The 24,262-nt window shown below is 74.2% G+C and carries 19 protein-coding genes; 5 read left to right on the top strand and 14 right to left on the bottom strand.

Features of this window, described 5'->3' with window-relative positions; translation table 11 throughout:
• Positions 1-25 precede the first annotated feature (25 nt).
• Together A8713_RS28195 and A8713_RS28190 are read right to left on the bottom strand one after the other, a co-directional pair.
• The gene (locus tag A8713_RS28195; RefSeq protein ID WP_064536485.1) at positions 26-814 is read right to left on the bottom strand and encodes an SDR family NAD(P)-dependent oxidoreductase; all 789 of its coding nucleotides are present in this window, start codon (positions 812-814) and stop codon (positions 26-28) included.
• Positions 815-821: 7 nt separating this feature from the next.
• On the bottom strand, positions 822-1,568 hold the full coding sequence (locus tag A8713_RS28190) for a TetR/AcrR family transcriptional regulator (RefSeq protein ID WP_064536484.1): 747 nt from the start codon (positions 1,566-1,568) through the stop codon (positions 822-824).
• A 171-nt stretch (positions 1,569-1,739) separates the two neighbouring features.
• Between A8713_RS28190 and A8713_RS28185 the strand changes: the two genes are divergently transcribed.
• A complete protein-coding gene (locus A8713_RS28185; protein ID WP_064537763.1) occupies positions 1,740-2,363 on the top strand; it encodes an acetate uptake transporter in 624 nt (207 codons plus the stop codon).
• A 57-nt stretch (positions 2,364-2,420) separates the two neighbouring features.
• On the opposite strand, the gene A8713_RS28180 is transcribed toward A8713_RS28185, so the two are convergent.
• A complete protein-coding gene (locus tag A8713_RS28180) occupies positions 2,421-4,352 on the bottom strand; it encodes an ABC transporter ATP-binding protein (RefSeq protein WP_107440722.1) in 1,932 nt (643 codons plus the stop codon).
• A 305-nt stretch (positions 4,353-4,657) separates the two neighbouring features.
• Between A8713_RS28180 and A8713_RS28175 the strand changes: the two genes are divergently transcribed.
• Together A8713_RS28175 and A8713_RS28170 are read left to right on the top strand one after the other, a co-directional pair.
• Positions 4,658-5,737: a mechanosensitive ion channel family protein gene (locus A8713_RS28175; protein WP_064536483.1), complete on the top strand. Its 1,080-nt coding sequence runs from the start codon at positions 4,658-4,660 to the stop codon at positions 5,735-5,737.
• A gap of 91 nt (positions 5,738-5,828) precedes the next feature.
• Entirely contained in the window at positions 5,829-8,048 is a 2,220-nt protein-coding gene (locus tag A8713_RS28170) for an NADP-dependent isocitrate dehydrogenase (RefSeq protein ID WP_064536482.1), read from the top strand.
• A gap of 85 nt (positions 8,049-8,133) precedes the next feature.
• Here the strand turns inward: A8713_RS28170 and A8713_RS28165 are convergent, their stop codons facing one another.
• A complete protein-coding gene (locus A8713_RS28165; RefSeq protein ID WP_064536481.1) occupies positions 8,134-8,475 on the bottom strand; it encodes a DUF5713 family protein in 342 nt (113 codons plus the stop codon).
• Positions 8,476-8,706: 231 nt separating this feature from the next.
• Here A8713_RS28165 and A8713_RS28160 point away from each other — a divergent pair, with 231 nt between their 5' ends.
• The gene (locus A8713_RS28160; RefSeq protein WP_237305471.1) at positions 8,707-9,999 is read left to right on the top strand and encodes a cytochrome P450; all 1,293 of its coding nucleotides are present in this window, start codon (positions 8,707-8,709) and stop codon (positions 9,997-9,999) included.
• 18 nt (positions 10,000-10,017) lie between these two features.
• On the opposite strand, the gene A8713_RS28155 is transcribed toward A8713_RS28160, so the two are convergent.
• The 3 genes from A8713_RS28155 to A8713_RS28145 are packed head-to-tail and all read right to left on the bottom strand — an operon-like array spanning position 10,018 to position 12,589.
• The gene (locus A8713_RS28155; RefSeq protein WP_064536480.1) at positions 10,018-10,524 is read right to left on the bottom strand and encodes a hypothetical protein; all 507 of its coding nucleotides are present in this window, start codon (positions 10,522-10,524) and stop codon (positions 10,018-10,020) included.
• Positions 10,521-11,159 carry an RNA polymerase sigma factor gene (locus tag A8713_RS28150; RefSeq protein ID WP_064536479.1) on the bottom strand — a complete coding sequence of 213 codons (639 nt, stop codon included), beginning with the start codon at positions 11,157-11,159 and terminating at the stop codon, positions 10,521-10,523. Before A8713_RS28150 ends, A8713_RS28155 begins: the two co-directional genes overlap by 4 nt.
• The gene (locus A8713_RS28145; protein ID WP_064536478.1) at positions 11,156-12,589 is read right to left on the bottom strand and encodes a S8/S53 family peptidase; all 1,434 of its coding nucleotides are present in this window, start codon (positions 12,587-12,589) and stop codon (positions 11,156-11,158) included. Before A8713_RS28145 ends, A8713_RS28150 begins: the two co-directional genes overlap by 4 nt.
• A 133-nt stretch (positions 12,590-12,722) precedes the next feature.
• Here A8713_RS28145 and A8713_RS28140 point away from each other — a divergent pair, with 133 nt between their 5' ends.
• Positions 12,723-15,326: a CHAT domain-containing protein gene (locus A8713_RS28140; protein ID WP_064536477.1), complete on the top strand. Its 2,604-nt coding sequence runs from the start codon at positions 12,723-12,725 to the stop codon at positions 15,324-15,326.
• A gap of 47 nt (positions 15,327-15,373) precedes the next feature.
• Here the strand turns inward: A8713_RS28140 and A8713_RS28135 are convergent, their stop codons facing one another.
• The 7 genes from A8713_RS28135 to A8713_RS28105 form a co-directional block, all read right to left on the bottom strand.
• Positions 15,374-16,510 (bottom strand): LLM class flavin-dependent oxidoreductase, encoded by a 1,137-nt coding sequence (locus A8713_RS28135; RefSeq protein ID WP_064536476.1) that lies wholly within the window; start codon positions 16,508-16,510, stop codon positions 15,374-15,376.
• 11 nt (positions 16,511-16,521) lie between these two features.
• Positions 16,522-17,613 (bottom strand): LLM class flavin-dependent oxidoreductase, encoded by a 1,092-nt coding sequence (locus A8713_RS28130; RefSeq protein ID WP_064536475.1) that lies wholly within the window; start codon positions 17,611-17,613, stop codon positions 16,522-16,524.
• Positions 17,610-18,983 (bottom strand): NtaA/DmoA family FMN-dependent monooxygenase, encoded by a 1,374-nt coding sequence (locus A8713_RS28125; protein ID WP_064536474.1) that lies wholly within the window; start codon positions 18,981-18,983, stop codon positions 17,610-17,612. Before A8713_RS28125 ends, A8713_RS28130 begins: the two co-directional genes overlap by 4 nt.
• 19 nt (positions 18,984-19,002) lie before the next feature.
• On the bottom strand, positions 19,003-20,235 hold the full coding sequence (locus tag A8713_RS28120; RefSeq protein ID WP_064536473.1) for an LLM class flavin-dependent oxidoreductase: 1,233 nt from the start codon (positions 20,233-20,235) through the stop codon (positions 19,003-19,005).
• 70 nt (positions 20,236-20,305) lie between these two features.
• Positions 20,306-21,334: an ABC transporter substrate-binding protein gene (locus A8713_RS28115; RefSeq protein ID WP_064536472.1), complete on the bottom strand. Its 1,029-nt coding sequence runs from the start codon at positions 21,332-21,334 to the stop codon at positions 20,306-20,308.
• A 113-nt stretch (positions 21,335-21,447) separates the two neighbouring features.
• Positions 21,448-22,431, bottom strand: a complete 984-nt coding sequence (locus tag A8713_RS28110; protein ID WP_064536471.1) for an amino acid ABC transporter permease — start codon at positions 22,429-22,431, stop codon at positions 21,448-21,450.
• Between the two features lie 704 nt (positions 22,432-23,135).
• Positions 23,136-24,032, bottom strand: a complete 897-nt coding sequence (locus tag A8713_RS28105) for a glutathione S-transferase C-terminal domain-containing protein (protein WP_064536470.1) — start codon at positions 24,030-24,032, stop codon at positions 23,136-23,138.
• Positions 24,033-24,262: the final 230 nt, after the last annotated feature.

The raw sequence follows: 24,262 nt of genomic DNA, 5'->3' as shown, positions 1-24,262 counted from the left end.
CTGTGGTCTGCGTGGCCCGGCGGGCTCAGACGGCGGTGTAGGCGCCGTCGACCAGGTGGTAGCCGCCGTGGACGTAGGAGGCGCGGTCGCTGAGCAGGAAGGCGATGAGTTCGGCGACCTCCTCGGCCCGGCCGAGGCGCCCGGCGGGGTGCCGTCCGACGAGGGCGCGGCGGGCGGTCTCCTCCATGCCGTCGAGCAGCGGGGTCTCGATGAAGCCGGGGCCGACCGCGTTGACGCGGATGCCGCGGGCCGCGTACTCGGCGGCGGCCGTCTTCGTCAGGCCGACCACGCCGTGCTTGGCGGCGACGTAGGCGGGGGAACCGGCGAAGCCGACGGAGCCGAGGATGGAGGCCACGTTGACGATCGCGCCGCCGCCGGCCGCCTCCAGCGCGGGCAGTTCGTAGCGCAGCGAGTAGAAGACGCCGTCCAGGTTGGTGCGGACGACCCGCTGGTAGGCGTCGATGTCGTAGGCGCCGGTCGGGGCGCTGGGGCCGGAGATCCCGGCGTTGTTCACGGCCAGGTGCAGGGCGCCGAAGGTGTCCTGCGCGAAGGCGACCGCCGCCTCGACGGACTCGGGCCGGGTGACGTCGGTGCGCACGGCGGCGGCCTCGACGCCCTCGGCGGCCAGCTCCGCGGCGGCCCGCTCGGCGCCCTCGGCGTCGTGGTCCGCGATGACGAGGCGCGCGCCGCCGGCGCCGAGGCGGCGGGCGGTGGCCAGGCCGATGCCGGAGGCGGCGCCGGTGACGAGGGCGGTGCGGCCGGCGAACTCGGTGGCGTGGCCGGGGGCGGGGTGCGCGGGGGTGGTGGTGCTCATGGTGTGCTCACTTGTCGGTGGTGCGGTCGGCGGCCGCGGTCACGGCCGCCGTGGTCAGGGCGTCGTAGGCCCGCTCGACGAGAGCGGCGAGGTCGGCGGCTCCCGTGGCGTGGTCCCCCGCCGTGCGCGCCCACTGGCGCAGCGCGGCGGTGAGGACCCCGGCGGCGGCGCCGACGACGACGGACGGGCGTACGTCCTGGGTGTCGTCGGTGCCGAGCCGGGCGGCGATGATCCGGATGGACTCCTCCTGGGCGTCGACCCGGACGCGTTCGTAGGCGGCGAACAGGGCGGGCTCGCGGTCCAGCAGGGCCAGCAGCCGCCGCATGTCCGGCCGGTCGTGCCAGGCCGGGTCCGTCCGGTCGGCGAGCCAGCCGCGGACGGCCGCGCGGTAGGCGAGCAGCGGCGGCTCGGCGGCCGGACGGGCGCGCAGCAGGGCGTTGATGCGGTCGCCGTCGCCGCGGACGAAGTCCAGGGCCGCGTCCTCCTTGCCGGTGAAGTTCCGGCTGAAGGTGCGGCGGGTGACGTCGGCGCGTTCCGAGATCGCCTCCACGGTGGTGTCGGCGAGGCCGCGTTCGAGGATCAGTTCCAGGGCGGCGGTGGCCAGCGCGTTCCGAGTCTGCCGGGCCTTGCGCGCGCGGCGGTCCTCGGGGGTTCCGGGAGCGCCGGTGCCGCCGGGGGCACCGCCGGTGCCGGGGCTGCCGGGGCTGCCGGGGTTGCCGGCCGGGTTGCTGCTGGGGGGCTGCGTCGCCGTCATGCCCCTCACCGTACACCCGTCATGTCCCAAGGGGACATGTGTCCCTGCGGGACATCTGCTGCCCCGGTCGTACGCCGTCCGAGACCGCCCGGCCCTACACCGTCTGAGACGGACGCGCCGTGGGTACTCGGCCGCCCGTCCTGCTGGCCCCCGGTCGAAGGGATGGTGGCCATGGCCGACGACACGAGCCGCGGCGTCCGCGAGGAGGCGCGTCCGGCGGATCCGCAGGCCCGCGCCCACGCGGATCCGGCCCCGGTGGGCCTCGCGGGTTTCGCGCTCACCACACTGCTCCTGTCCGTCATCAACACCGGTCTCCTCAAGGAGGCCGGCGGCATCCTCCCCGTGCTGGCCCTCGCGGCGTTCTACGGCGGACTCGCGCAGTTCGTCGCGGGGCTCTTCGAGTTCCGACGGGGCAACACCTTCGGCGCCACGGCGTTCATGTCGTACGGCGCCTTCTGGCTGACCTACTGGTGGCTGGTGCAGCATGTCGCCGGCGCCGGTGACGTGCACAACGCGCTCGGGCTCTATCTGCTCGGCTGGGGCATCTTCACCGCCTACATGGCGGTGGCCGCGCTGCGCGTCAGCGTCGCCGTGCTGGCCGTGCTCGTGCTGCTGACCGTGACCTTCGTCCTGCTGGCCGCCGGTGAGTTCCAGGGCGGTGCGGGGCCGTCCGCCCTGACCAAGGTCGGCGGCTGGTTCGGCATCGCGACGGGCCTGGTCGCCTGGTACGCGTCGGCGGCGGCCGTCGTCAACGCCACGCACCGGCGGACGGTGCTGCCGACCGGACCGCGCTGAGGGCCGGCCCCTGCGGCGGCGGGCCGCGCCGGCCCGCCGCCGGGGGTACCGCCCGGCCTATGCCACCGCCTCGCCGACCGGCTGCCCGGCGCGCCGCCCGGTGCCGTCCTCGGTGCCCCGCTCCGGCTGCTGCCGGGCGAACTGGGTGCGGTACAGCTGCGCGTAGCGGCCGTCCGCCGCCAGCAGCGCGTCATGGGTGCCGCGCTCGACGATCGTGCCCGCCTCCACGACCAGGATGAGGTCGGCGGTGCGGACCGTGGAGAGCCGGTGGGCGATCACCACGGCGGTGCGGTCCGCGAGGGCCTCGGTGAGCGCCTCCTGGACGGCCGCCTCCGAGGTGTTGTCGAGGTGGGCGGTGGCCTCGTCGAGGATGACGACCCGCTGGCGGGCCAGCAGCAGCCGGGCGATGGTCATGCGCTGGCGCTCCCCGCCCGAGAGCCGGTAGCCGCGCTCGCCGACGACGGTGTCCAGGCCGTCGGGCAGCGCGCGGACGAGGTCGTCGAGGCGGGCCCGGCCGAGCGCGTCCCACAGCTCCGCGTCGCTCGCGCCGGGGCGGGCCAGCAGCAGGTTGGCGCGGACCGAGTCGTGGAAGAGGTGGCCGTCCTGGGTGACCATGCCGAGCGTGGCGCGCAGCCCGGCGGCGCTCAGTTCGCGCACGTCCACGCCGCCGACGCGGACGGTGCCCTCGTCGGCGTCGTACAGGCGCGGCAGGAGCTGCGCGATGGTCGACTTGCCCGCGCCGGAGGAGCCGACCAGGGCGACGGTCTGCCCGGGTTCGGCGCGGAAGGAGACGCCGTGCAGGACCTCGGCGCCGCCCCGGGTGTCGAGGCTCGCGACCTCCTCAAGGGAGGCCAGGGAGACCTTGTCGGCGGAGGGGTAGCCGAAGCGGACGCCGTCGAACTCCACCGCGACCGGCCCGTCCGGCACCTCGCGGGCGTCCGGCCGCTCCTCGATCAGCGGCTTCAGGTCGAGCACCTCGAAGACGCGCTCGAAGCTGACCAGGGCGCTCATCACCTCCACGCGCGCCCCGGCGAGCGCGGTCAGCGGGGCGTACATCCGGGTGAGCAGCAGGGCGAGCGCGACGACGGCGCCCGGCTCCAGGGTGCCGCGCAGGGCGAAGTACCCGCCCAGGCCGTAGACCAGGGCCAGGGCCAGGGAGGAGACGAGGGTCAGGGCCGTGATGAAGACGGACTGCGCGGTGGCCGTGCGGACGCCGATGTCGCGGACCCGGCGGGCGCGGGCGGCGAACTCCGCCGACTCCTCCTCGGGGCGGCCGAAGAGCTTGACGAGGGTGGCGCCGGGGGCGGAGAACCGCTCGGTCATACGGGTGCCCATCGCGGCGTTCAGGGCGGCCGCCTCGCGCTGCATCCGGGCCATCCGGCTGCCCATCCGCCGGGCCGGGACCACGAACACCGGCAGCAGCGCCAGGGCGAGCAGGGTGATCTGCCAGGACAGGGTGAACATGACGGCGAGCGTGAGCACCAGCGTCACCAGGTTGCTCACCACGCCGGACAGGGTGTTGCTGAAGGCGCGCTGGGCGCCGATGACGTCGTTGTTGAGCCGGGAGACGAGCGCGCCGGTGCGGGTGCGGGTGAAGAAGGCGACCGGCATGCGCTGCACATGGTCGAACACGGCCGTGCGCAGATCGAGGATGAGCCCTTCGCCGAGGGCGGCCGACAGGCGCCGCCCGAGGATGCCGAGCGCGGCCTCGGCCACCGCGATCAGGGCGATGAGCAGGGCCAGGCGGACGACCTCGGACCGGTCGCCGCCGGAGACGATGGCGTCGACGACCCGTCCGGCGAGCACCGGGGTGGCGACGGCGAGCAGGGCCGTCGCCACCCCGAGGACGACGAACCGGACGATACGGCGGCGGTGGGGGCGGGCGAAGGCGCCGATGCGGCGCAGCGTCGCGCGGGCGAAGGGACGGCGTTCCTGCTCGGCGTTGAGCACGCTGTGCAGTTGCGTCCAGGCGGTGGTCTCCATGCTCATGGTGGAGAACCTAGGACCTCAAGTGTCGTTGAGGTCAACGCCCGGCCGGGGGAAGGGGGCGCGCGGCTCCGCACGGGCCGTGGGACGCGTGCTCCCCGGGCACCGGTCGTGTGCGCTCCGGGCCCCGGTCGCGTACGAACTACCCTGACGGATGGGGCAGGATGAGCGATCGCGCCGCCCTCGGACCGAGTGCCGCCCGGCGCGATCCCCGTAGCCCGGAAGCGAGCAGGTGACCACGTGACGCGACTTCACCCCAGGCCCTCGACGGCCCCCGTCCCCGCGGACCGCCGCAGCGGAGGCGCCCGGTGAACCGCGACGTGAGCCTGGACGACGTGTTCCTCGCGGGAAGCTCCCTGGCCGCCGGTGTGGTGGTGGCCTTCCTCTCGCGGACCCTGCTGCTGTGGCTGGCCCGGCACGCCAAGCGGACCCGCTGGAGCGGTGACGACGTCATCGTGGACGCGCTGCGCACGGTGGTGCCCTGGGCGGCCATCGCGGGCGGCGCCGCGGGCGCGGCGACGGCGCTGCCGCTGGCCCGGGTGAGCCGCCACCATGTGAACCAGGCGCTGACGGTGTTCCTGATCCTCGTCGTCACCCTGTCGGCGGCGCGCGTGATCTCCGGGCTGGTGCGCACGCTCACGCAGTCCCGCTCCGGAGTGGCCGGATCGGCCACGATCTTCGTCAACATCACCCGGATCCTGGTGCTGGCGATCGGCTTCCTGGTGATGCTCCAGACCCTCGGCATCTCCATCGCGCCGCTGCTCACCGCGCTGGGCGTGGGCGGTCTCGCGGTCGCGCTCGCCCTCCAGGACACCCTCGCCAACCTCTTCGCCGGGGTCCACATACTGGCCTCCAAGACCGTCCAGCCGGGCGACTACATCCGGCTGAGCACCGGCGAGGAGGGCTATGTGGAGGACATCAACTGGCGCCAGACGACCGTGCGCCAGCTCTCCAACAACCTGGTCGTCATCCCCAACGGGCAGCTCGCCCGCACGAACATGACCAACTTCAGCCGCCCCGAGCAGCGGCTGACGATCCTGGTGCAGGCCGGGGTGGGCTACGACAGCGACCTGGAACATGTCGAACGGGTGACGCTGGAGGTGGTCGCCGAGGTGATGCACGAGATCACCGGCGCCCTGCCGGAGCACGAGCCCGCGCTGCGCTTCCACACCTTCGGGGACTCCCGGATCGGTTTCACGGTGATCCTCGGCGTCGGCGAGTTCAGCGACCAGTACCGGATCAAGCACGAGTTCATCAAGCGGCTGCACCGGCGCTACCGCCGCGAGGGCATCAGCATCCCGGCCCCGGCCCGCACGGTGACGCTCCAGCCGGACCCGGTGGTCGTCCCCCGCCCGCGCGGCTCCGAGGACGGCGCGGTCTCCGCCTGAGCCGGTTCTTGGCGCGGACCCCTGTCGAGCCGGGCCCGATCACGAGATATCTTGATGTCGAGCAATGTTGCAGACGTGGAGCGGAGCACCGGTGACTGACTCGACCATCATCTACACACACACTGACGAGGCCCCGGCCCTGGCGACGTATTCCTTCCTGCCGGTGGTCCGGGCGTACGCCTCGCAGGCGGGTGTGGCCGTGGAGACCCGTGACATCTCGCTGGCCGGGCGCATCATCGCGGTGTTCCCGGAGTACCTGAGCGAGGACCAGCGGATCCCCGACGCGCTGACCGAGCTGGGCGAGCTGGCCAAGACGCCCGAGGCCAACATCATCAAGCTGCCGAACATCTCGGCGTCCATCCCGCAGCTCAAGGCCGCGATCGCCGAGCTGCAGGGCCAGGGCTACGCGCTGCCGGACTACCCGGACGACCCGAAGAGCGACGAGGAGCGCGACATCCGCGCCCGCTACGACAAGATCAAGGGCTCCGCGGTCAACCCGGTCCTGCGCGAGGGCAACTCCGACCGCCGCGCCCCCGCCTCGGTGAAGAACTACGCCAAGACCCACCCGCACCGCATGGGCGCCTGGACCGGCGAGTCCAAGACGAACGTGGCGACCATGGGCGCCGACGACTTCCGCTCCACCGAGAAGTCCGTCGTCATCGCCGAGGACGGCGCGCTGCGCATCGAACTGAAGGGCGACGACGGCTCCACCACCGTGCTGCGCGAGTCGGTGCCGGTCCTCGCGGGCGAGGTCGTCGACGCCTCCGTGATGCGGGTCGCCGCGCTGCGCGAGTTCCTGACCGAGCAGGTCGCCCGCGCCAAGGCGGAGGGCGTGCTGTTCTCCGTGCACCTGAAGGCCACCATGATGAAGGTCTCCGACCCGATCATCTTCGGCCACGTCGTCCGCGCCTTCTTCCCGAAGACGTTCGCGAAGTACGGCGAGGCCTTCGCCGCCGCGGGCCTGACCCCGAACGACGGCCTGGGCGGCATCCACAAGGGCCTGGAGAGCCTGCCGGAGGGCGCCGAGATCAAGGCGTCCTTCGACGCCGAGCTGGCCGAGGGCCCGGAGCTGGCCATGGTCGACTCCGACAAGGGCATCACCAACCTGCATGTGCCCTCCGACGTGATCGTGGACGCCTCCATGCCGGCCATGATCCGCACCTCCGGCCACATGTGGGGCCCCGACGGCCAGGAGCACGACACCCTCGCGGTGCTGCCGGACTCCTCCTACGCGGGCGTCTACCAGGCCGTGATCGAGGACTGCCGCGCCCACGGCGCCTACGACCCCTCGACGATGGGCTCGGTGCCGAACGTCGGTCTGATGGCGCAGAAGGCCGAGGAGTACGGCAGCCACGACAAGACCTTCGAGATCCCGGTCACCGGCACGGTCCGCCTGGTCGACCAGGCCGGCAACGCGGTCCTGGAGCAGGCCGTCTCGGCCGGTGACATCTTCCGCGCCTGCCAGACCAAGGACGCGCCGGTCAAGGACTGGGTGAAGCTGGCCGTCACCCGCGCCCGCGCCACCGGCGACCCGGCCGTCTTCTGGCTGGACGAGACCCGCGCGCACGACGCCAACCTGATCGCCAAGGTGAAGCAGTACCTGCCGGAGCACGACACCGAGGGCCTGGACATCCGGATCCTGGCCCCGGAGGAGGCGACCAGGCTGTCGGTGGAGCGCATCCGCCGCGGCGAGAACACCATCTCCGTCACCGGCAACGTGCTGCGCGACTACCTGACCGACCTGTTCCCGATCCTGGAGCTGGGCACCAGCGCCAAGATGCTCTCGGTGGTCCCGCTGATGGCGGGCGGCGGCCTCTTCGAGACCGGCGCCGGCGGCTCCGCGCCCAAGCACGTGCAGCAGCTGGTCAAGGAGAACTACCTGCGCTGGGACTCCCTCGGCGAGTTCTTCGCCCTGGTGCCGTCCCTGGAGCAGTACGCCGAGGCCACCGGCAACACCCGTGCCAAGGTCCTCGCCGACACCCTCGACCGGGCCACGGCGACCTTCCTCAACGAGGACAAGTCCCCCACCCGTCGCGTCGGCGGCATCGACAACCGCGGCAGCCACTTCTACCTCTCCCTGTACTGGGCGCAGGAGCTGGCCCGGCAGACCGACGACGCCGACCTGGCCAAGGCGTTCGCGCAGCTCGCCGAGACCCTCGCGGGCAGCGAGCAGCAGATCGTCGACGAGCTGAACGCCGTCCAGGGCGAGCCGGCCGACATCGGCGGCTACTACCAGCCCGACCCGGCCAAGGCCGCCGCGGTGATGCGTCCTTCGGCCACCTGGAACGAGGCCCTGGCCGCCCTGAGCTGACCCGGACGGTGCCCCGGACCCGGTGGTCCGGGGCACCGGTACCCCGCCCGCCCCGGCCGGTCCCGTACCGGCCGGGGCGGCGGCGTCACCAGTCGCGGGGCGCGATCAGCTCCTCCGCGTCGGCGTCCGTGAAGCCGTATGCCTGGGCGACGAACCAGAAGTCCTCCGCTATCTCCTCGCGGGCCACCGTCTCGATCTCGCTGCCCGCCGCCTCGAAGTCGTCCTGGAGACCGTTGAACTCCTCGGTCGCCGCGTGCGTCAGCGCGTACAGCGCGGCCAGGTCCGCGGGCCGCTCCGCCTCGATGCGCTCGCACAGCCGCACCAGCACCGCCCGGCCCAGGTCCACGACCGGGTCCGGGTAGTAGTCGCTGCGGTACAGGTTCTTCAGGAACGCGTGGTCGAGCACGCGCTGGTCGGTGACGGGCATGGCGCTCCCCTCCCCCGGCCCCCGGCCTTGTCGCGGGGGCCTCGGCGATGTGACGGCTCCGATCCTGCCGCACACCACTGACAACCCTGCCGCACGCCACCGACAGCGCCCCGGCACCGGCCCGCCGGCCTGGTCCGCCGACCCGGTCCGCCCCGGTGCGCGCCCGCCGGGCGCCGCACGGCTGGAGCACTCCCACGCGACAAGCGGCCCGGCCGCGGTGAGGGTGGATGTATGACGCAGGAGATCACCACGCCCTCACCCGACCGGGTGGCTCCGCGGCCTGCCGCCCGGGTCGTGCCGATCACCGTCGAACCGCCGGCCCCGGCTCCGGCCCCGCCGCCCCCGATACGCGAGTGGCCCGCCCTGGACCTGGACGGGCCGGAGTTCGACCCGATACTCGCCGGCCTGATGCGCGAGGGCCCGATCACCCGGATCCGGCTGCCCCACGGCGAGGGGTGGGCCTGGCTGGCCACCCGGCACGACGACGTGAAGCTGATCACCAACGACCCCCGGTTCAGCCGTACCGAGGTCACCCGGCGTCAGGTGACGCGGCTGGCCCCGCACTTCAAACCGCGCCCCGGCTCCCTCGCCTGGGCCGACCAGCCCGACCACAACCGGCTGCGCAGGCCGATCGCCGGCGCCTTCACCGTCGGTGCCATGAAGCGGCTGCGGCCCCGCGCCCAGGAACTGCTGGACCCCCTGGTGGACGCCGTGCTGCGCGACGGGCCGCCCGCCGACCTGGTGGAGCGGGTCCTCGAACCGTTCCCCATCGCGGTGGTCGCCGAGGTGATGGGGGTGAGCGAGTCCGACCGCGAGCAGGTCCACACCTGGACCCGGCAGATCATCTCGATGTGCGGGGGCGCGGAGGCCGCAGACCGCGCCAAGGAGGGCATGTACGGCTGGATCGCCGCGACCGTCCGGGCCCGCCGGGACAGCACCGGCGAGGACGTGCTGTCCCGGCTCGGCGCGGCCGTGGGCCGGGGCGACATCAGCGAGGAGGAGGCGGTGGGCCTGGCCGGGCCGCTCCAGATCGGCGGTGAGGCCGTCACCCACAACGTGGGGCAGATGCTCTACCTGCTGCTGACCCGGCCCGAGCTGATGGCCCGGATGCGGCAGCGGCCCGACGAGCGCGGCCCGGTCCTGGAGGAGCTGCTGCGCCACATCCCGCACCGCAGCACCGTGGGCCTGGCCAGGATCGCCCTGGAGGACGTCGAACTGCGCGGAGTGCGCATCGCGGCGGGCGACCCCGTCTACGTCTCCTACCTGGCCGCCAACCGCGACCCGGCCGTCTTCCCCGCCCCGGACACCATCGACCCGGACCGGGACCCCAATCCGCATCTGGCCTTCGGCAACGGGCCGCACTACTGCACCGGCGCCGTCCTCGCCCGGCTCCAGACCGGACTGCTCGTCGACACCCTGCTCGACCGGCTGCCCGGTCTGCGGCTCGCGGTGCCGGCCGACCAGGTCGCCTGGCGCCGCAGGACGATGATCCGCGGCCCGCAGAGCCTCCCCGTCACCTGGTGAGGAGCGCCCCGCGGGCGCTCAGGCCCGCAGCCACTCGGTGACCACCACGTCCCCGCCCGCGTGCAGCCGCAGCGCGAACGGCCCGGCCGGCGGGGCCTGGGCGGCGAAGCGGCCCAGTTCGTCGGCGGTGAGCCGGGCACCGGCCCGCGGGCCGCTCAGCACCTCGATACGGGCCGGCTGCGGCGGCATCACCTGCCCCAGCAGACCGTCGCCGCTGACCTCCACGTCGACGGTCAGGTCACCGGCCTGGAAGGTCAGCATCCGCGGCACGTCCGTGGCGCCCCGGACCGGGATGGCGTCGACCAGCGAGTCGAAGGTCAGCTCGGCGATCCGGGCGTCCAGGTCGTGCAGGGCGAACGCCTCCACGGCGAGCTGGCGCAGACTGTCCGGGACCGGGTCGAGGACCGCGGCGGCCTGCCGCAGCTCCTCCTCCAGCAGCTCCTGCTCGGCCTCGCCGAAGTCGCCGCCGGCTCGGCCGTCGTCGTGCCCACCGGTGGTGTCGTGGTTACCGGCGTTGTCGTTCACGAAGTCCCCCGTGCGTCGAGTCGTGCGCGCAGCCGCCGCAGGCAGCGCTGGCGCAGAGGTCCGATACTGCCCACGGCGACGCCGAGAGCGGCCGAGACCTCCTGGTAGCTGGGCGGCGGCGAGGCCATCAGGACCCGCAGCAACTGGCGGCAGCGGTCGCCGAGTTTCTCGAACTCCTGCCACAGCCGGCGGATCCGCTCGCTCTGCGCGGCGGCCTCCTCGGCGTCCAGCAGCGACTGCTCCGGCGTCCCTTCCTCGCTAACCCGGTCGAGCAGCTGCGGATCGTCGGTGACGGTGAGCCGGCTCAGGCTGCGGAGCGTCCTGAGGCACTCGTTGCGCGCGGTGCTCGCCAGCCAGGACCCGGCCTTCTCGGGCTCCCGGATCCGCCCCAGGTGCTGGGCGAAACGGAACCATACCGTCTGATACACCTCGTGCCCGTCGGCGTCGGAGAGCCGGTGCGCGCGCACCACCGACCAGACCAGCGGGCTCAGGCCCTCCACCAGCGCCTTCCAGGCGGCCGCGTCACCGTCGACCGCCGACTGGACGAGCGCCCCGACATCTGCACGGTCCACCGACTCACCCCTCGTGTACGGCCTGTCATCGTACGCCGTGGAGGGAAGGGTTCCGATGCTCATACCGGCGGCGCCAGCCGCTGGACGGGCACCGGGCGCCAGGTGGGCGGGCGCAGCGCCGGTACATGCGCCCCGCGCACCTCGGCGTACTGGGCGTGGGAGGCGAGGAGTTGACGGCGGGCGGCTCTGGGATCGCGCTCCTTGTGGGCCGTCATGTGGGCGGCGACCATACCGGCGGCCACGGGGGTGGCGAACGAGGTGCCGCTCCAGTGCGCGTACCCCTCGAACATCACCTGGTCCGGTTTGTCCGGGGAGTTGTCGCCGTCCACGCTCAACAGGCCCGCGTGCGGCGGTGACTGGCAGGTGCAGGCGTAGTGGAAGCCGAACCGGCAGGCGTCGTAGGTGGAGTGCTGGTAGACGTAGGGCACGGGCGTCTCGAAACCGGTGAGGACGCTGGTGAGCCGCTCGCCGGGGGCGTACGCCTTCACCCAGTGGCCGTGGTTGCTGAAGCAGGCGCCGTGCTCGCCGTCGCCGCGCAGCGCGCCGACCGACAGCACCGCGTCGGCGTAGCCGGGCAGGTCGGCGTAGGCGGCGGGCCAGAACGGCGTGGCGCTGGCGTTGTTGCCCGCGGCGGCGACCAGGAGCGTGCCCCGGGCGCGCAGTTCCCGCATGAAGGCGTCCACGCCGAGCAGGCCGTCGAGGCGGCCGTTGGAGGTGCCCGCGGAGAGGCTGATGATGTCGGGCCAGCCGCCCGCGTCGACGGCCTCGAACAGCCGGTGCCCGAAGTCGGACTCCAGTACCGCCCCGGCGTCGTCGAGGGTGCTGCGGACGGTGATGTCGGTGTTGGGCGCGACGGCGGCGAGGAGCCCGGCGATGAACGTGCCGTGGCCGACGTACTGCCGCAGGACACCGTCGTGGGTCTCCTCGACCTGGCGGTCGCCGCGCACATGGCCGAGCAGCGGGGCGTCCGCGTGGTCGTGCATGAGCCCGGTGTCGACGACGAGGACGGCCACGGCGGTGTCCGGGTCGTGCGGGGTGCTCTCGGGCGCGGGGTTCATGCGGGCGGTGCGCGGTGCGGGCACCGGCTCGTCGCCGGGGCAGGCGTTGACCGCGATGGACACCACGTGGTTGCGGCTGACCAGGCGCCGGCCGGCGCGTCCCTCGTGTTCGCGCAGGGCGCGCAGGGCGTGCGCGACGGCGAGGTCGCCGCCGCCGTCGCCGTGCCCGGGGTCGCCGACCTGGATCCGGGTGACGCCGGTGCGGTTGGTCTCCGGACCCGCCCGGCGCACCCGGTCGGCGGTCAGCTCGGGCGCCGCCGTGAAGTGGGTGCGCACGGTGTCCTCGACGAGCCGGGCCTCCTCGCCGTCGCGGGCGAGGACCACCCCTTTCTCGTACAGGAACTCCGCTGAGTCGTCCGGGCCCAAGGCCAGCGGGACGCCGGGCATCGAGCGCTGGATCTGCGCGAACTGCTCGTGGAAACGCTGTGGTGCCATGGCGCGCGTGTCCTCCCGTCGGGACGGTGGTCGTCAGTCAGAGCCGCCGGGTCCGCGTCTGATACAGCCGCGGCGGCGCCGCGGCCCGGGGACGCGGTTCCGGGTCCACTTCCGGACCACTACCATCCGGGGGGTGACTGCGGGAAGCGATACGGTGCTCGACCTGCTGCCTTTGGTGTTCGCCGACCCCGGCGAGGCACTGGCGCGGGCCCGCGCGCTGCTCGACGCCCGGCCCGCGCCGCTGCACGCGTCGGTGGCGCATCAGGTGATCGGGATCTGGCAGCGGGACTTCGGCGATCTGCGCCTGGCGCTGCGGCATCTGCGCCGGGCCCGGGACCTGGCGGCGCGGGCGGAGTCGGCCGAGCGGGAGGCCGATGTGCTGGCCACGCTCGGGGTCGCGCTGGTGCACGCGGGCCGCACCCGGCAGGGCCTGGCCGCGTTCGAGCGGGGCGTGGCGCGCGGCACCGGGCACACCCGGGCACGGGTCAGATACCGGCGGGCGTACGTGTGGTGGGTGCTGGGCCGGCACCGGGAGGCGCTGGAGGACGTACGCCGGGCCGTGGGGGTGCTGCGCCAGGCCGGTGATGTGATCTGGACGGCGCGGGCGCTGACCCTGCGGGCCACCGTGCATCTGGCGCTGGGCGCGGTGGAGCGGGCCGACGCCGACTTCACGGCGGCCGAGGCGCTGTGGGACACCACCGACCAGGAGCACGACAAGGCGGACGCGGTGGAGAGCCGCGGCCTCGCCGCGTTCCGGCAGGGCGACGTGCCGGCGGCGCTGCGGCTGCTGGACGAGGCCGAGGAGCGGTACGCCAAGCTGGGCACGCCCACCTTCATGCTGGACATCCGGCGCTGCGAGGTGCTGATGGCGGCCGGTCTCGCGCCCGAGGCGCTGGCCGAGGCGGACACGGCGATCGCCGAACTGGACCGGCTCGGCGGGCAGTCGACCCGCAAGGCGGAGCTGCTGCTCGTCGCGGCGCGCGCGGCGCGGCTGGCCGGCGACCCGGACACGGCGATCGCGCGGGCGGCGGTGGCGGTGCGGCTGTTCGCCGCGCAGCGGCGCGCCTGGTGGGCCACGCACGCCCGGCTGGTGCTGATCGAGGCGCGGGCGGCGACCGGGCGCCGCTCGGGGCGGCTGGTCGCGGACGCGGCGGCGGTGGCCGAGCGGCTGGCCGCCTTCGGTTCCCCGGCCGCGCCGCAGGCGTCGCTGCTCGCGGGCCGGATCGCGCTGGCCCTGGGCCGGTCCGAGGAGGCGGAGCGGCATCTGGCGGTGGCCGCGCGCAGCAGGCGCGGCGGACCGCCGCTGGCGCGGATGAACGGCTGGGCGGCGCAGGCGCTCAGGGCACGGGCGGCCGGGTCGGACCGGGGTGTCCTGGAGGCGTGCCGACGCGGCCTCGACGTGCTCGACGACCACCGGATGACGCTGGGCGCCTCCGAGCTGCGGGCCCGTGCCACCGCGCAGGGCGCCGAACTGGCCGCGCTGGCCCAGGAGGCGGCGCTCGCGTCGGGCGGTCCGAGGAGGCTGCTGGTGTGGAGCGAGCGCTGGCGGGCGACGGTGCTGACCGCGCCGCCCACCCGGCCGCCCGCCGATCCGGCGCTGCTCAGCTCGCTGACCGCGTTCCGGGAGATCGCGGCCCGTGCCGAGGAGGCCCGGCAGGACGGCCATCCGGTCCCGGCGCTGGAGCGCGAACAGCGGCGTCTGGAACGGGAGATCCGCTCCCGTACGCTGCATCTGCGCGGGGAGGCGCCAGGGGGCGGCGACCGCTTCCGGCCCGCCCGGCTGCTGGAACGGCTGGACGAGGGCTGGCTGGTCGAGCTCGCGGTGCTGGACGGGCGGGTGCAGGTGCTGCTGTGCGGCCAGGGGCGGGTGCGCCGGTTCGAGGCCGGGCGGCTCGCGGACGCGGTGGCGGAGGCCGAGCACGTGCAGGCGGGGCTGCGGCGGCTGGCGCACCCCGGCGCGGCGGCCCGGCTGCCGCTGGTGGAGGCGGCGGGCCGCCGGCTGGAGGAGATCCTGCTCGGTCCGGCCGTACGGCAGCTCGGTCCCGGCCCGGTCGTGGTGGTGCCGCCGGGTTCGCTGCACCGGGTGCCGTGGGCGCTGCTGCCGTCGCTGCGCGAGCGGGTGCTGAGCGTGTCGCCGTCGGCGAGCAGCTGGCTGCGGGCCCGGGAGACCGCGCCGCCGCCGGTGGGCCGTCCGGTGCTGGTGCGCGGCCCCGGGCTGGCGTCGGGCGGCGCGGAGGTGCCGGAGCTGGCCGCTCGCTACGGCAGGGCGACCGTGCTGGAGGAGGGCGGCGCGCATGTGTCGCGGGTGCTGCGGGAGCTGGACGGCGCGGCGCTCGCGCACATCGCCGCGCACGGCACGTTCCGTGCCGACAGCCCGCTGTTCTCGTCGCTGACCATGGCGGACGGGCCGCTGATCGTGCACGACTTCGAGCGGCTGGACCGCAGCCCGTACCGGATCATCCTGTCGTGCTGCGACACGGCGCGTCTCGCCTCGGTCGGCGCGGACGAACTGCTCGGCCTGGTGACGGCGTTGCTGCCGCTGGGCACGGCCGGGGTGGTGGCGTGCAGCGCGCCCGTCAACGACGAGGCGGTGGTGCCGCTGATGCTCGCGCTGCACAAGGGTCTGGGGGCCGGTCTGTCGCTGGCGGAGGCGCTGCGCGACGCGCGGGGGGCCGTCCCGGGCGACGCGACGCATCAGGCGACGGGGTGGGCGTTCTCGGCGTTCGGCGCGGCCTGAGCCGGGCCGGGCCCGCGCGGCCCGGCCCGCCCCGGTGGCCGGGGGCCTCAGCCGGATCTGCGGCTCCACTCCCGGGCCAGCAGCTCGTAGGACCGTACGCGGGCGCCGTGGTCGTGGGTGATGGTCGTGACGAGGAGTTCGTCGGCGCCGGTGGCGTCGCGGAGCTGTTCGAGCCGGTCGGCGACGTGGGCCGGGGTGCCCACGAACCGGGTGTCGACGCGGTCGCGCACCAGGTCCTCGTCCTCCTCGGTCCAGGGCAGGGCGCGGGCCTCCTCGGGGGCGGGGTAGGCGATGGCGCCCTCGGCGGTGCGGATGCTGCGCACCCAGGGCCCGTAGCCGGCGGCGAGGTGGCGGGCGGTGGCGTCGTCCTCGGCGACGACGACGTCGGCGGAGACGCTGACGTAGGGCTTGTCGAGGACGTCGGAGGGCTGGAAGGCGGCCCGGTAGCCGTCCACGGCCTCCAGTACGGTGGCCGGGCTGACGTGGTAGTTCGCCGCGAAGCGCAGTCCGCGCGCGCCCGCCTCCCGGGCGCTCGGTCCGCCGCTGCTGCCCAGGATCCACACCTGGAGGTCGGCGCCCTCGCCGGGCACCGCGTGCGCCTCGACGCCGTCCGCCGAGCGGTAGGTCCCGGCCAGCAGGGCGAGGATGTCGTCGAGCTGGTCGGGGTACTCCTGGGGTTCGGCGCCGGGGAGCAGCAGCAGGTTGCGTTGCAGGGCGATGCGGGGCGAGCCGAGCAGCGACTCGAAGGAGAAGCGGCGCGGGACGAGCAGGCCGCCCGGGGCGCGGCCGTCGACGACGGGGGTGGCGTCCGGTGCCGGGGTGTCCGGTGCGGGCGCGGGGCGTCCGCCGGAGCGGCCGAGGCCCAGGTCGAGGCGGCCGGGGTGCAGGGCGTCGAGCAGCCCGAACTCCTCGACCGTGGACAGGGCGGTGCGGTGGCCGAGCTGGACGGCGCCGGAGCCGAGCCGGATGGTGGAGGTGGCGGCGGCCGTCAGCGCGAGCAGGACGGCGGGCGAGGTGCCCGCCACGCCGGGGTTGAGGTGGTGTTCGGCGAACCAGTAGCGGGTGTAGCCGAGGCGTTCGGTCTGCCGGACGAGGTCGAGGGAGTTGCGCAGGGCGTCGGACGCGGTGGCCCCGGAGGGTACGGGGACCAGGTCGAGGACGCCGAGGGGGGTGCCGAGGGACACGGGTGGGCTCCTCAGTGGTCGGCGGGTACGGGCCGGGACTTCTGCCGGGCACCGGACGGCGCCCAGGGGAAGGGCGGGTCGGGGATGCTCCGGCGCAGGACGGGCGCGACCTCGCTCTGGAACAGTTCGAGCGAGTCGCGGTGCTGGGTGTCGGTGAGTCCGCCCGCGTCGGCCTGGACGTGCTGCACGGTGTGCCCGAACCGCTCGTGGTAGCGGTGCACCTTGTCGATGACCTGCTGGGGGCTGCCGATGAGCGCCGAGGAGCGGGCGGCGAAGTCCTCCAGCGTCCCGAAGACGACGGGCAGGCCGGTGCGCTGCTGGAAGGCGAGGTTGCTCTCGAACACCGGCCGGTAGGCGGCCAGCGCCTCCTGGGTGGTGCGGGCGACGTACAGGCCCGCCGAGCCCGCGCCGACGGCGATGTCCGCCGGGTCGTGGCCGTGGTGCTCCCAGCGTTCGCGGTAGTGGCGGACGAGTTCGGCGTAGGGCTCGATGGGGTGGGTGACGTTGGCGGAGAACAGCGGGTCGCCGTAGCGGGCGGCCAGGTCGACGCTCTCCTTGCTGGTGGCGCTGCCGTGCCAGACGCGGACGGGCCGCTGGTAGGGGCGCGGCCACACCTCGGCGTCCTTCAGCGGGGGCCGGAAGCGGGTGTCGGCGGTGACCTTGTCCTGCCGCCACAGGGTGCGGAACACCTCGTAGCTCTCGGCGTTGCGGTCCCACTGGTCCTCGGGCGTGACCTGGAACAGGTCGCGCTGGGCGGAGCCGTTGCCCTTGCCGATGATGAGGTCGAGCCGGCCCTCGGCCAGGTGGTCCAGGGTCGCGTAGTCCTCGTAGGCGCGGACCGGGTCGAGCAGGCTGAGGGTGGTGACGGCGGTGAAGAGCCGGATCCGCCGGGTGAGCGCGGCGAGGTGGCCGAGGACCACGGTGGGCGCGGAGGAGAGGAACGGCCGCTCGTGCCGCTCCCCCACGCCGAAGCCGTCGAAGCCGAGTTCCTCGGCGAGCACGGCGTTGTCCAGGACCTCGCGGAAGCGGTCGTGGGTGGACTTGAGGACGCCGGTGACCGGGTCCGGGCGGTGCACGATCAGGGTGATGGCGAGGAACTTCACGACGCCACCCGCTCTTCTCTCGCGTGGTCCGGGTGGGCGAGGCCGAGGTGGTCGCGCAGGGTGGTGCCCTCGTAGTCGGCGCGGAAGACGCCCTTCTCCTGGAGGAGCGGCACGACCTTGTCGGCGAACGGGTCGAGGCCGCCGGGGGTGATGTGCGGCACGAGGATGAAGCCGTCGCAGGCGTCGGTCTGGACGAACTCGTCGAGGGTGCGGGCGACGGTCGCGGGGGCGCCGACGAAGGTCTGCCGGTTGCCGGTGTTGATGACCAGGTCGCGGATGGACCAGCCGTTGGCGGCGGCCAGTTCGCGCCACTCACGGGCGGTGGCCAGCGGGTCCCGGTACATGCGCACCTGGGCCCGGCCGCGCGCGATGTGGTCCCCGCCGGTGTCGGGGTCGAGGTCGGGCAGCGGGCCGTCCGGGTCGTACGCGGACAGATCGCGGTTCCAGACGAACTCCAGGTGCTTGAGGGCGGTGGCGCCGCTGACCTGCTGCCTGCGGACCTCGCGGGCCAGTTCCTCGGCCTCGGCGTCGGTGTCGCCGAGCACGAAGGTGGCGGCGGGCAGGATGAGCAACTGGTCGCGGCGGCGGCCGTACTTGGCCAGGCGGCCCTTGACGTCCTGGTAGAAGGACCGTCCCTCGGCCAGGGTGGCGTACCGGCTGAAGATGGCGTCGGCGCCGGACGCGGCGAACTCGCGGCCCTCCTCGGAGTCACCGGCCTGGAAGATCACCGGTCGGCCCTGGGGTGAGCGGGGCACGTCGAACTGGCCGTGGATGTCGAAGTGCTGCCCCTGGTGGACGAAGGCACCGGCCGTGGCGTCCCGCAGGAAGGTGCCGGTGACCGGGTCGGCGACGATCTCGTCGCCGTGCCAGGAGTCGAAGAGTTCGTTCGCGGTGGCCAGGAACTCCTCGGCGCGCGAGTAGCGTTCGTGCTGCGGGAGGAAGCCGCCGCGCCGGAAGTTCTCCCCGGTGAAGGCGTCCCAGGAGGTGACGACGTTCCAGGCGGAGCGGCCCGCGGAGAGGTGGTCGAGGCTGGCGAACTGGCGGGCCACCTCGTAGGGCTCGTTGAAGGTGGAGTTGATGGTGCCGGTCAGGCCGAGGCGGTCGGTGACGGCGGCCAGCGCGGCGAGGACCGTGAAGGTGTCGGGGCGGCCGACGACGTCCAGGTCGTAGATCTTGCCGCCCTGTTCGCGCAGGCGCAGTCCCTCGGCGAGGAACAGGAAGTCGAACTTGGCGCGTTCGGCGGTCCGCGCGAAGTGGGCGAAGGAGCTGAAGTCGATGTGGCTGCCGGCGGCCGGGTCGCTCCACACGGTGGTGTTGTTGACGCCGGGGAAGTGGGCGGCCAGGTGGATCTGCTTGTGCGGCTTGCTCATGGCGTGCGGTTCCTCCGGCTCAGACGGTGGCGGCGGTGGCGTAGCGGTTGGCGGGGCGGGCCAGGCCCAGGTGCCCGCGCAGGGTGCCGCCCTCGTAGGAGCGGCGGAAGCGGCCGCGGCGCTGGAGTTCGGGGACGAGGTCCCGGGTGATGCGGGGCAGGTCGTGCCCGAGGACGGCCGGGCGCAGCCGGAAGCCGGTGAGGCCGCCGGTGGCCAGCTCCTCCAGCAGATCGGCCAGTTGTGCGGCGGTGCCGGTGAAGATCCGGGCGTCGCTGGTGTACTCGGCGCCGTCGAGGGTGTCGAGGCGTTCCTTGCGGGCCGTTGCCCGGTCCGGGTCGTCGTCCAGGAGGACCACGAGGTCGCCGAAGACGTGCAGCGGCTGGTCCGCGCGGCCCGCGGCGCGCTGTTCGGCGCGGATCTCGGTGACGATCGCGCGGGCGTCGGCGGCGTCGCGCGGGGTGACGTAGCCGATGTCGGCCTGGCGGGCGACGAGCCGGTACGGGACCGTCTGGTGGGCGAGGGCGCTGACGATCGGCTGGCCCTGCGGCGGGCGCGGGGTGATGGAGGGGCCCTTGACGCTGAAGAAGCGGCCCTCGAAGTCGATGTAGTGCAGTTTGCCGCGGTCGATGAAGCGGCCGGTGGCGACGTCGCGGATCTCGGCGTCGTCCTCCCAGCTGTCCCAGAGCCGGCGGACGACCTCGGTGTGGTCGGCGGCCTCGTCGAACAGCTCGGAGATCCGCTCCTGCCCGGCCGGGCTGCGCAGGCTCTCCAGGGTGATCGGCGGGAAGGTGCGGCGACCGAAGTGGGCGGCCTCGTGCGGGCGGGGCGTGATCTGCACGCGCAGCCCGGCCCTGCCGCCGCTCACATGGTCGAGCGTCGCGATCGCCTTGGATATATGGAACGGCTCCGTGTGGGTGGCCACTACGGTCGGGACCAGACCTATGTGCTGGGTAAGGGGTGCGACGCGGGAGGCGATGAGTACGGCGTCCAGGCGTCCGCGGACCTGGTCGGTGCGGCCGTCCGGCTCACCGAAGCGTGAGGACTGCTGGCCCAGGCCGTCCTCGAAGGTCACGAGGTCGAGCAGGCCGTGCTCGGCCTCGGTGACGAGGTCGGCCCAGTAGCGGGCGGTGAACAGATCCTGGGGCCGGGAGACCGGCTCCCGCCAGGAGGCGGGGTGCCAGCCGGTGCCGTCGAGGGCCACGGCGAGGTGGAGTTCGCCGGGGTGCGCGGGCGGAGGCGGTGTCGTGGGCATGCGGGGTGCCTTTCTGGAGGGTGGGGCGGCGGCTCCGGGCCGCGTGCGGTGCGCGACGCTCCGGCCGGGGTCAGGAGTTGTCGAGGGGCAGGCCGGGCGGGTTGGTCTCGGACTTCGCCACGGCCTCGTCGGAGAGGTTCCAGGCGGCCAGCCAGCGGGCGTACTGCCCGTTGTCGATCAGGTGGTTGACGGCGTCGGCCAGCGGCTTGGCGAGGCCGCTGTCCTTCTTCGCGGTCGCCGCGATCAGGCCCTGGAGGCGCGCCCCGGCACCGGAGAAGGTGCCCGCGCTGCGGGTGGCGTGGGGCGTCTTCGCGCTCTGCGTGACGTGGTAGGAGACCCCGGGGTTGGGGCCGAAGTAGGCGTCGATCCGGCCGCTCGCCAGGGCCAGGTAGGTGCTGTTGCTGTCCTGGTAGTGCTTGACGGTGAGCCGCTTGCCCTCTCCGGCGAGCCGGGCCTGCCACTCCAGCAGGATCTTCTCCTGGTTGGTGCCGGAACCCACGGCCACGGTCTTCCCGGCGAGGGCGCGGTAGTCGCCGCCGAACGTCCACGTGCTCTTCTTCGGCACCTCGAAGGCGAGGTTGTCGCGCCGGTAGGAGGCGAACTCGTACTTCTTCTTGCGTTCCTCGGTGTCCGTGACGTTGGAGAAGGCCACGTCGGCCTTGCCGCTGTCGATGCCGACGAACATGTTCTCCCAGGTGAAGTTCTTCACCTCGGGCCGCAGGCCGAGCACCGCGGCCACCAGCCGGCCGAGGTCGGGTTCGGAGCCGGTGAGGGTCTTCTGGTCGCCGCCGACGTACTCCAGCGGCGGCGACCCCGCGGGCAGCGCGCCGACCGCGATGACGAGCGTGCCTCTCTTGCGTACGGCGGCGGGCAGTTCGGCGTTGAGGGACTTGACCTCGGGCACGTCGAGGACGGTCTGCCGGGCGGCGCCGTTGGACAGCCGCCCCACGGTGACCTTGCCCGCGGCGCCCTCGGTGGTGGTGGCGGCCTCACTGTCGCCGCCGCAGCCGGCGAGGGAGAGCGCGAGGGCGGCGGACGCGGTGCCGGCGGCGAGCCCGCGCAGGGTCCGGACGGGGAGACGGTGACGGGAGGTGGTCATGGCGGCTGTCCTTGTCGGGGTGGAGGCGGCGGTGGAGGCGACGGCGGCGGGAGGGTTCGGCTTCGGCTCCGGGGGCGACTTTGACGGGTGCGGGGCCGCGGGGCCCTCGGCGGTCATACGGCGGCTTCCTTGCGGAGGCGTTCGCGCAGGCCGGTGGAGTGGGCGCGCAACCGCTGGAGCGGGGTCGGCGGCAGGGCGCGCAGGGCGCCGCGGGCGTAGTGGCGCTCCACGTAGAACTGGGCGGCGGAGACGACGCTGGTGAGGATCAGGTACCAGGCGGTGACCACGAGCAGCAGCGGCACGATGTCGCCGGGGTAGGTGGAGCCCATGGTCTGCGCGGAGCCGAACAGGTCGAGCAGGGACACGTAGAAGACCAGGGAGGTGCTCTTGACCAGGCCGATCAGCTGGTTGACGTAGTTCGGGACGATGGAGCGCAGGGCCTGCGGCAGGACGATCCGCCAAAACCGGCGGAGCCGGGGCAGACCGAGGGCGGCGGCGGCCTCGTGCTGGCCCTGGGCGACGGAGAGCACGCCGCCGCGGACCACCTCGGCCGCGTACGCCGCCTCGTTGAGGCTGAGTCCGAGGACGGCGACGGCCATGTCGGTGGCGAGCCGGGACTCGTCGAAGCGGAAGAAGGCCGGGCCGAAGGGGATGCCGACGCTGAGCGTCTGGTACAGGGCGGAGAAGTTGTAGAGGAAGATCAGCACCACGATCAGCGGCACGGACCGCAGCGCCCACACATAGGTCCAGCTCACCGCGCGCAGCACCGGGCTGCGGGAGAGCCGGGCGAGCGCCAGGACGATGCCGCCGAGCAGGCCCAGTACGGCGCTGAGCGCGGTGACCTCCAGGGTGACCAGGAGGCCGTCGAGGATGGTGGGCCGCAGGAACCAGTAGCCGAAGCGGTCCCACTGGTAGAACGGGTTGGTGGCCAGTCCGTGTGCGAACTGGGCGATCAGCACCAGGACGACGGCGGTGGCGATCCACCGGCCGGGGCGGCGCGAGGGGCGCACCCGCAGGGCGGTGGGGGGCGTGGGCGAGGGGGCGGCGGCCGGCGGTGCCTCGGCGAGGGACACGGCGGCGCCAGGGGGTTCACTCATGGTGGGCTCCGGCGAGGTCGGACGCCCCTGGCCACGACGGCATTCGCTCGGGGCCGCGGCGGCGCACCACGGTGTCTCGGGGACCGCGGTGCGGGCGGCGCGGCGCACGGCGGCGCACGGCTGGCGTCAGGGCGGGGGCAACGGATCACCGCGGCAGCGGTGTTCGGCACGGGGCGAAGAAGCGGGCCGGGGGCCGTGGGCCGGAGACCGGAGAGGGTCGTCAGGCCCGGCGGCGGGCACGGCCCGGCGCGGTACACGCGGTACACAGTGCGCTGCTGACGCGCAGCAGATCGACGGCGCGGTCGGCCACCAGACGCTGGGCGGAGACCGGCGGGGAGGACGACGCGGAGGCCGGTACGCAGCCTCGGACGCGGCCTGTGGCCGTCCGGGGAGCTGCGTGCATGTCCGTCACCTGTCGCTTGTCGTCTGTGCCTGTTGCTTGTCGCTGGGCCTCGCGTCCGGGGCGTCCGGGGCGTCCGGTCCGGGGCACGGGTGGGCGCGTGTGCCGCATCCGTGACCATTCCGGGCCGTAAGTAAGTCAGTTGTCCGTCCGAAAGTCAACGCCGGTCCGTCACGTGGAACGGCCGGTGGAACGGTCGGTGGAACAGCCGGTGGGACGGCCGACCGGCAGCCTGTGGGACCGCCGGCATGACGCCTTGCGGGAACGCCGATGTGACGGCCCGTGGGACGGCCGGTGGGACGGCTCAGGGCCGGTGGACCCGGTGGGTGCCGTCCGCGTGGGCGGCCCAGTCCAGGATCTGGACGGCCGCGCCCGCGGCCTCCAGGCCCCGGCAGTGGGCCCGGTGGCGGCGGGCGATGCCGGCCGGGTCGAGGGCGGCGCCGAAGGCCGGGAGCGCGGTGAGGCGGCGGGCGTGGTCCCACAGGGCCGGGTGGTCGGCGATACGGTGCACCGCGCGGGCGTCGAGGTGGTGGCGGTGCACGAGGTCGAGCTGGACGAGGGTGACCCACAGCGTCACGTCGGCGCCGGTGAGCCCGTGGCCCGCCACATGGTCCCGGTCGGTCAGCCGGCGCTCCAGCACGTCCAGCGCACCGAGCAGCACACCGAGCGCCTCGGCCCGGTGGGCGGGGGCGGCGTCCGCCTCCCCGGCGCGCTGGGCGGCCTCCTCCACCTCCTGGGCGCACAGCCGCTCCACGGCCTCGATCGCGGCCTCCTCCGCGCTCGGGTACAGGGCCGCCCGGCCGTCGCCGAAGTACCGGTCCAGGTCACGGGCGATGTCGGGGGCGTGGGTGCTGACGATCCGTCCCGACCAGTCGTCGCTGAGCACCGGAGCGAGCGCCGGTCCCGGGTGGCGGTGCGCGCTCGCCTCGTACAGCGGGCGCAGGACCGCGTGACCGCCGTCCGGGCCGTCCGGCACCGCGGGCAGGACCGTCACCGGACAGCTCTCCCCGATGCCCAGCAGGCCGTGCACGACGGCGACACCCAGCCCTTGCGGACAGGCGGTGGACAGATGGAGCCGGTAGCGGCCGGGCACGGCGTAGTGGCCGCTGCGCGCGTCGCGCCCGATCCGGCCCCGGAAGGCGGGGACGGAGGCGCCGCGGGGGCCGGTGAGGTGGGCGGCGGTCTGCGGTGTGACGGACATGGGTCTCCCCGGGTACGGGCACGCGCGGACGCACGCGCAGCGGTGGCGGAGGCGGTGGGTGGCGGAGCGGCTGACGGCAGGGGGCGGGCGGCCGGGCGGCGGGCGGTCTGAGCCCGGCCCCCGCCCCGGACGTGGCGGGGGCCGGGCCGGGCCGAGCCGAGCCGGGACCGCGTCCGGCCGGTCGCGGGAGACCGCCGGACGGCACGAAGCCGTAGGACGGTACGAGCGCG

The sequence above is a fragment of the Streptomyces sp. SAT1 genome (genome assembly GCF_001654495.1).
Taxonomy (GTDB): Bacteria; Actinomycetota; Actinomycetes; order Streptomycetales; family Streptomycetaceae; genus Streptomyces; species Streptomyces andamanensis.
The sequence above is the reverse complement of the archived record's forward strand: the minus strand, read 5'-3'. Positions and strand labels throughout refer to the sequence as shown.

Excerpts from the sequence above, each read along its gene's own strand:
- A8713_RS28115 (WP_064536472.1), bottom strand. The coding sequence starts at position 21,334 with ATGACCACCTCCCGTCACCGTCTCCCCGTCCGGACCCTGCGCGGGCTC.
- A8713_RS28185 (WP_064537763.1), top strand. The coding sequence starts at position 1,740 with ATGGCCGACGACACGAGCCGCGGCGTCCGCGAGGAGGCGCGTCCGGCG.
- A8713_RS28195 (WP_064536485.1), bottom strand. The coding sequence starts at position 814 with ATGAGCACCACCACCCCCGCGCACCCCGCCCCCGGCCACGCCACCGAG.
- A8713_RS28105 (WP_064536470.1), bottom strand. The coding sequence starts at position 24,032 with ATGTCCGTCACACCGCAGACCGCCGCCCACCTCACCGGCCCCCGCGGC.
- A8713_RS28160 (WP_237305471.1), top strand. The coding sequence starts at position 8,707 with ATGACGCAGGAGATCACCACGCCCTCACCCGACCGGGTGGCTCCGCGG.
- A8713_RS28180 (WP_107440722.1), bottom strand. The coding sequence starts at position 4,352 with ATGAGCATGGAGACCACCGCCTGGACGCAACTGCACAGCGTGCTCAAC.
- A8713_RS28125 (WP_064536474.1), bottom strand. The coding sequence starts at position 18,983 with ATGAGCAAGCCGCACAAGCAGATCCACCTGGCCGCCCACTTCCCCGGC.
- A8713_RS28110 (WP_064536471.1), bottom strand. The coding sequence starts at position 22,431 with ATGAGTGAACCCCCTGGCGCCGCCGTGTCCCTCGCCGAGGCACCGCCG.
- A8713_RS28150 (WP_064536479.1), bottom strand. The coding sequence starts at position 11,159 with ATGAGCATCGGAACCCTTCCCTCCACGGCGTACGATGACAGGCCGTAC.
- A8713_RS28165 (WP_064536481.1), bottom strand. The coding sequence starts at position 8,475 with ATGCCCGTCACCGACCAGCGCGTGCTCGACCACGCGTTCCTGAAGAAC.
- A8713_RS28120 (WP_064536473.1), bottom strand. The coding sequence starts at position 20,235 with ATGCCCACGACACCGCCTCCGCCCGCGCACCCCGGCGAACTCCACCTC.
- A8713_RS28190 (WP_064536484.1), bottom strand. The coding sequence starts at position 1,568 with ATGACGGCGACGCAGCCCCCCAGCAGCAACCCGGCCGGCAACCCCGGC.
- A8713_RS28145 (WP_064536478.1), bottom strand. The coding sequence starts at position 12,589 with ATGGCACCACAGCGTTTCCACGAGCAGTTCGCGCAGATCCAGCGCTCG.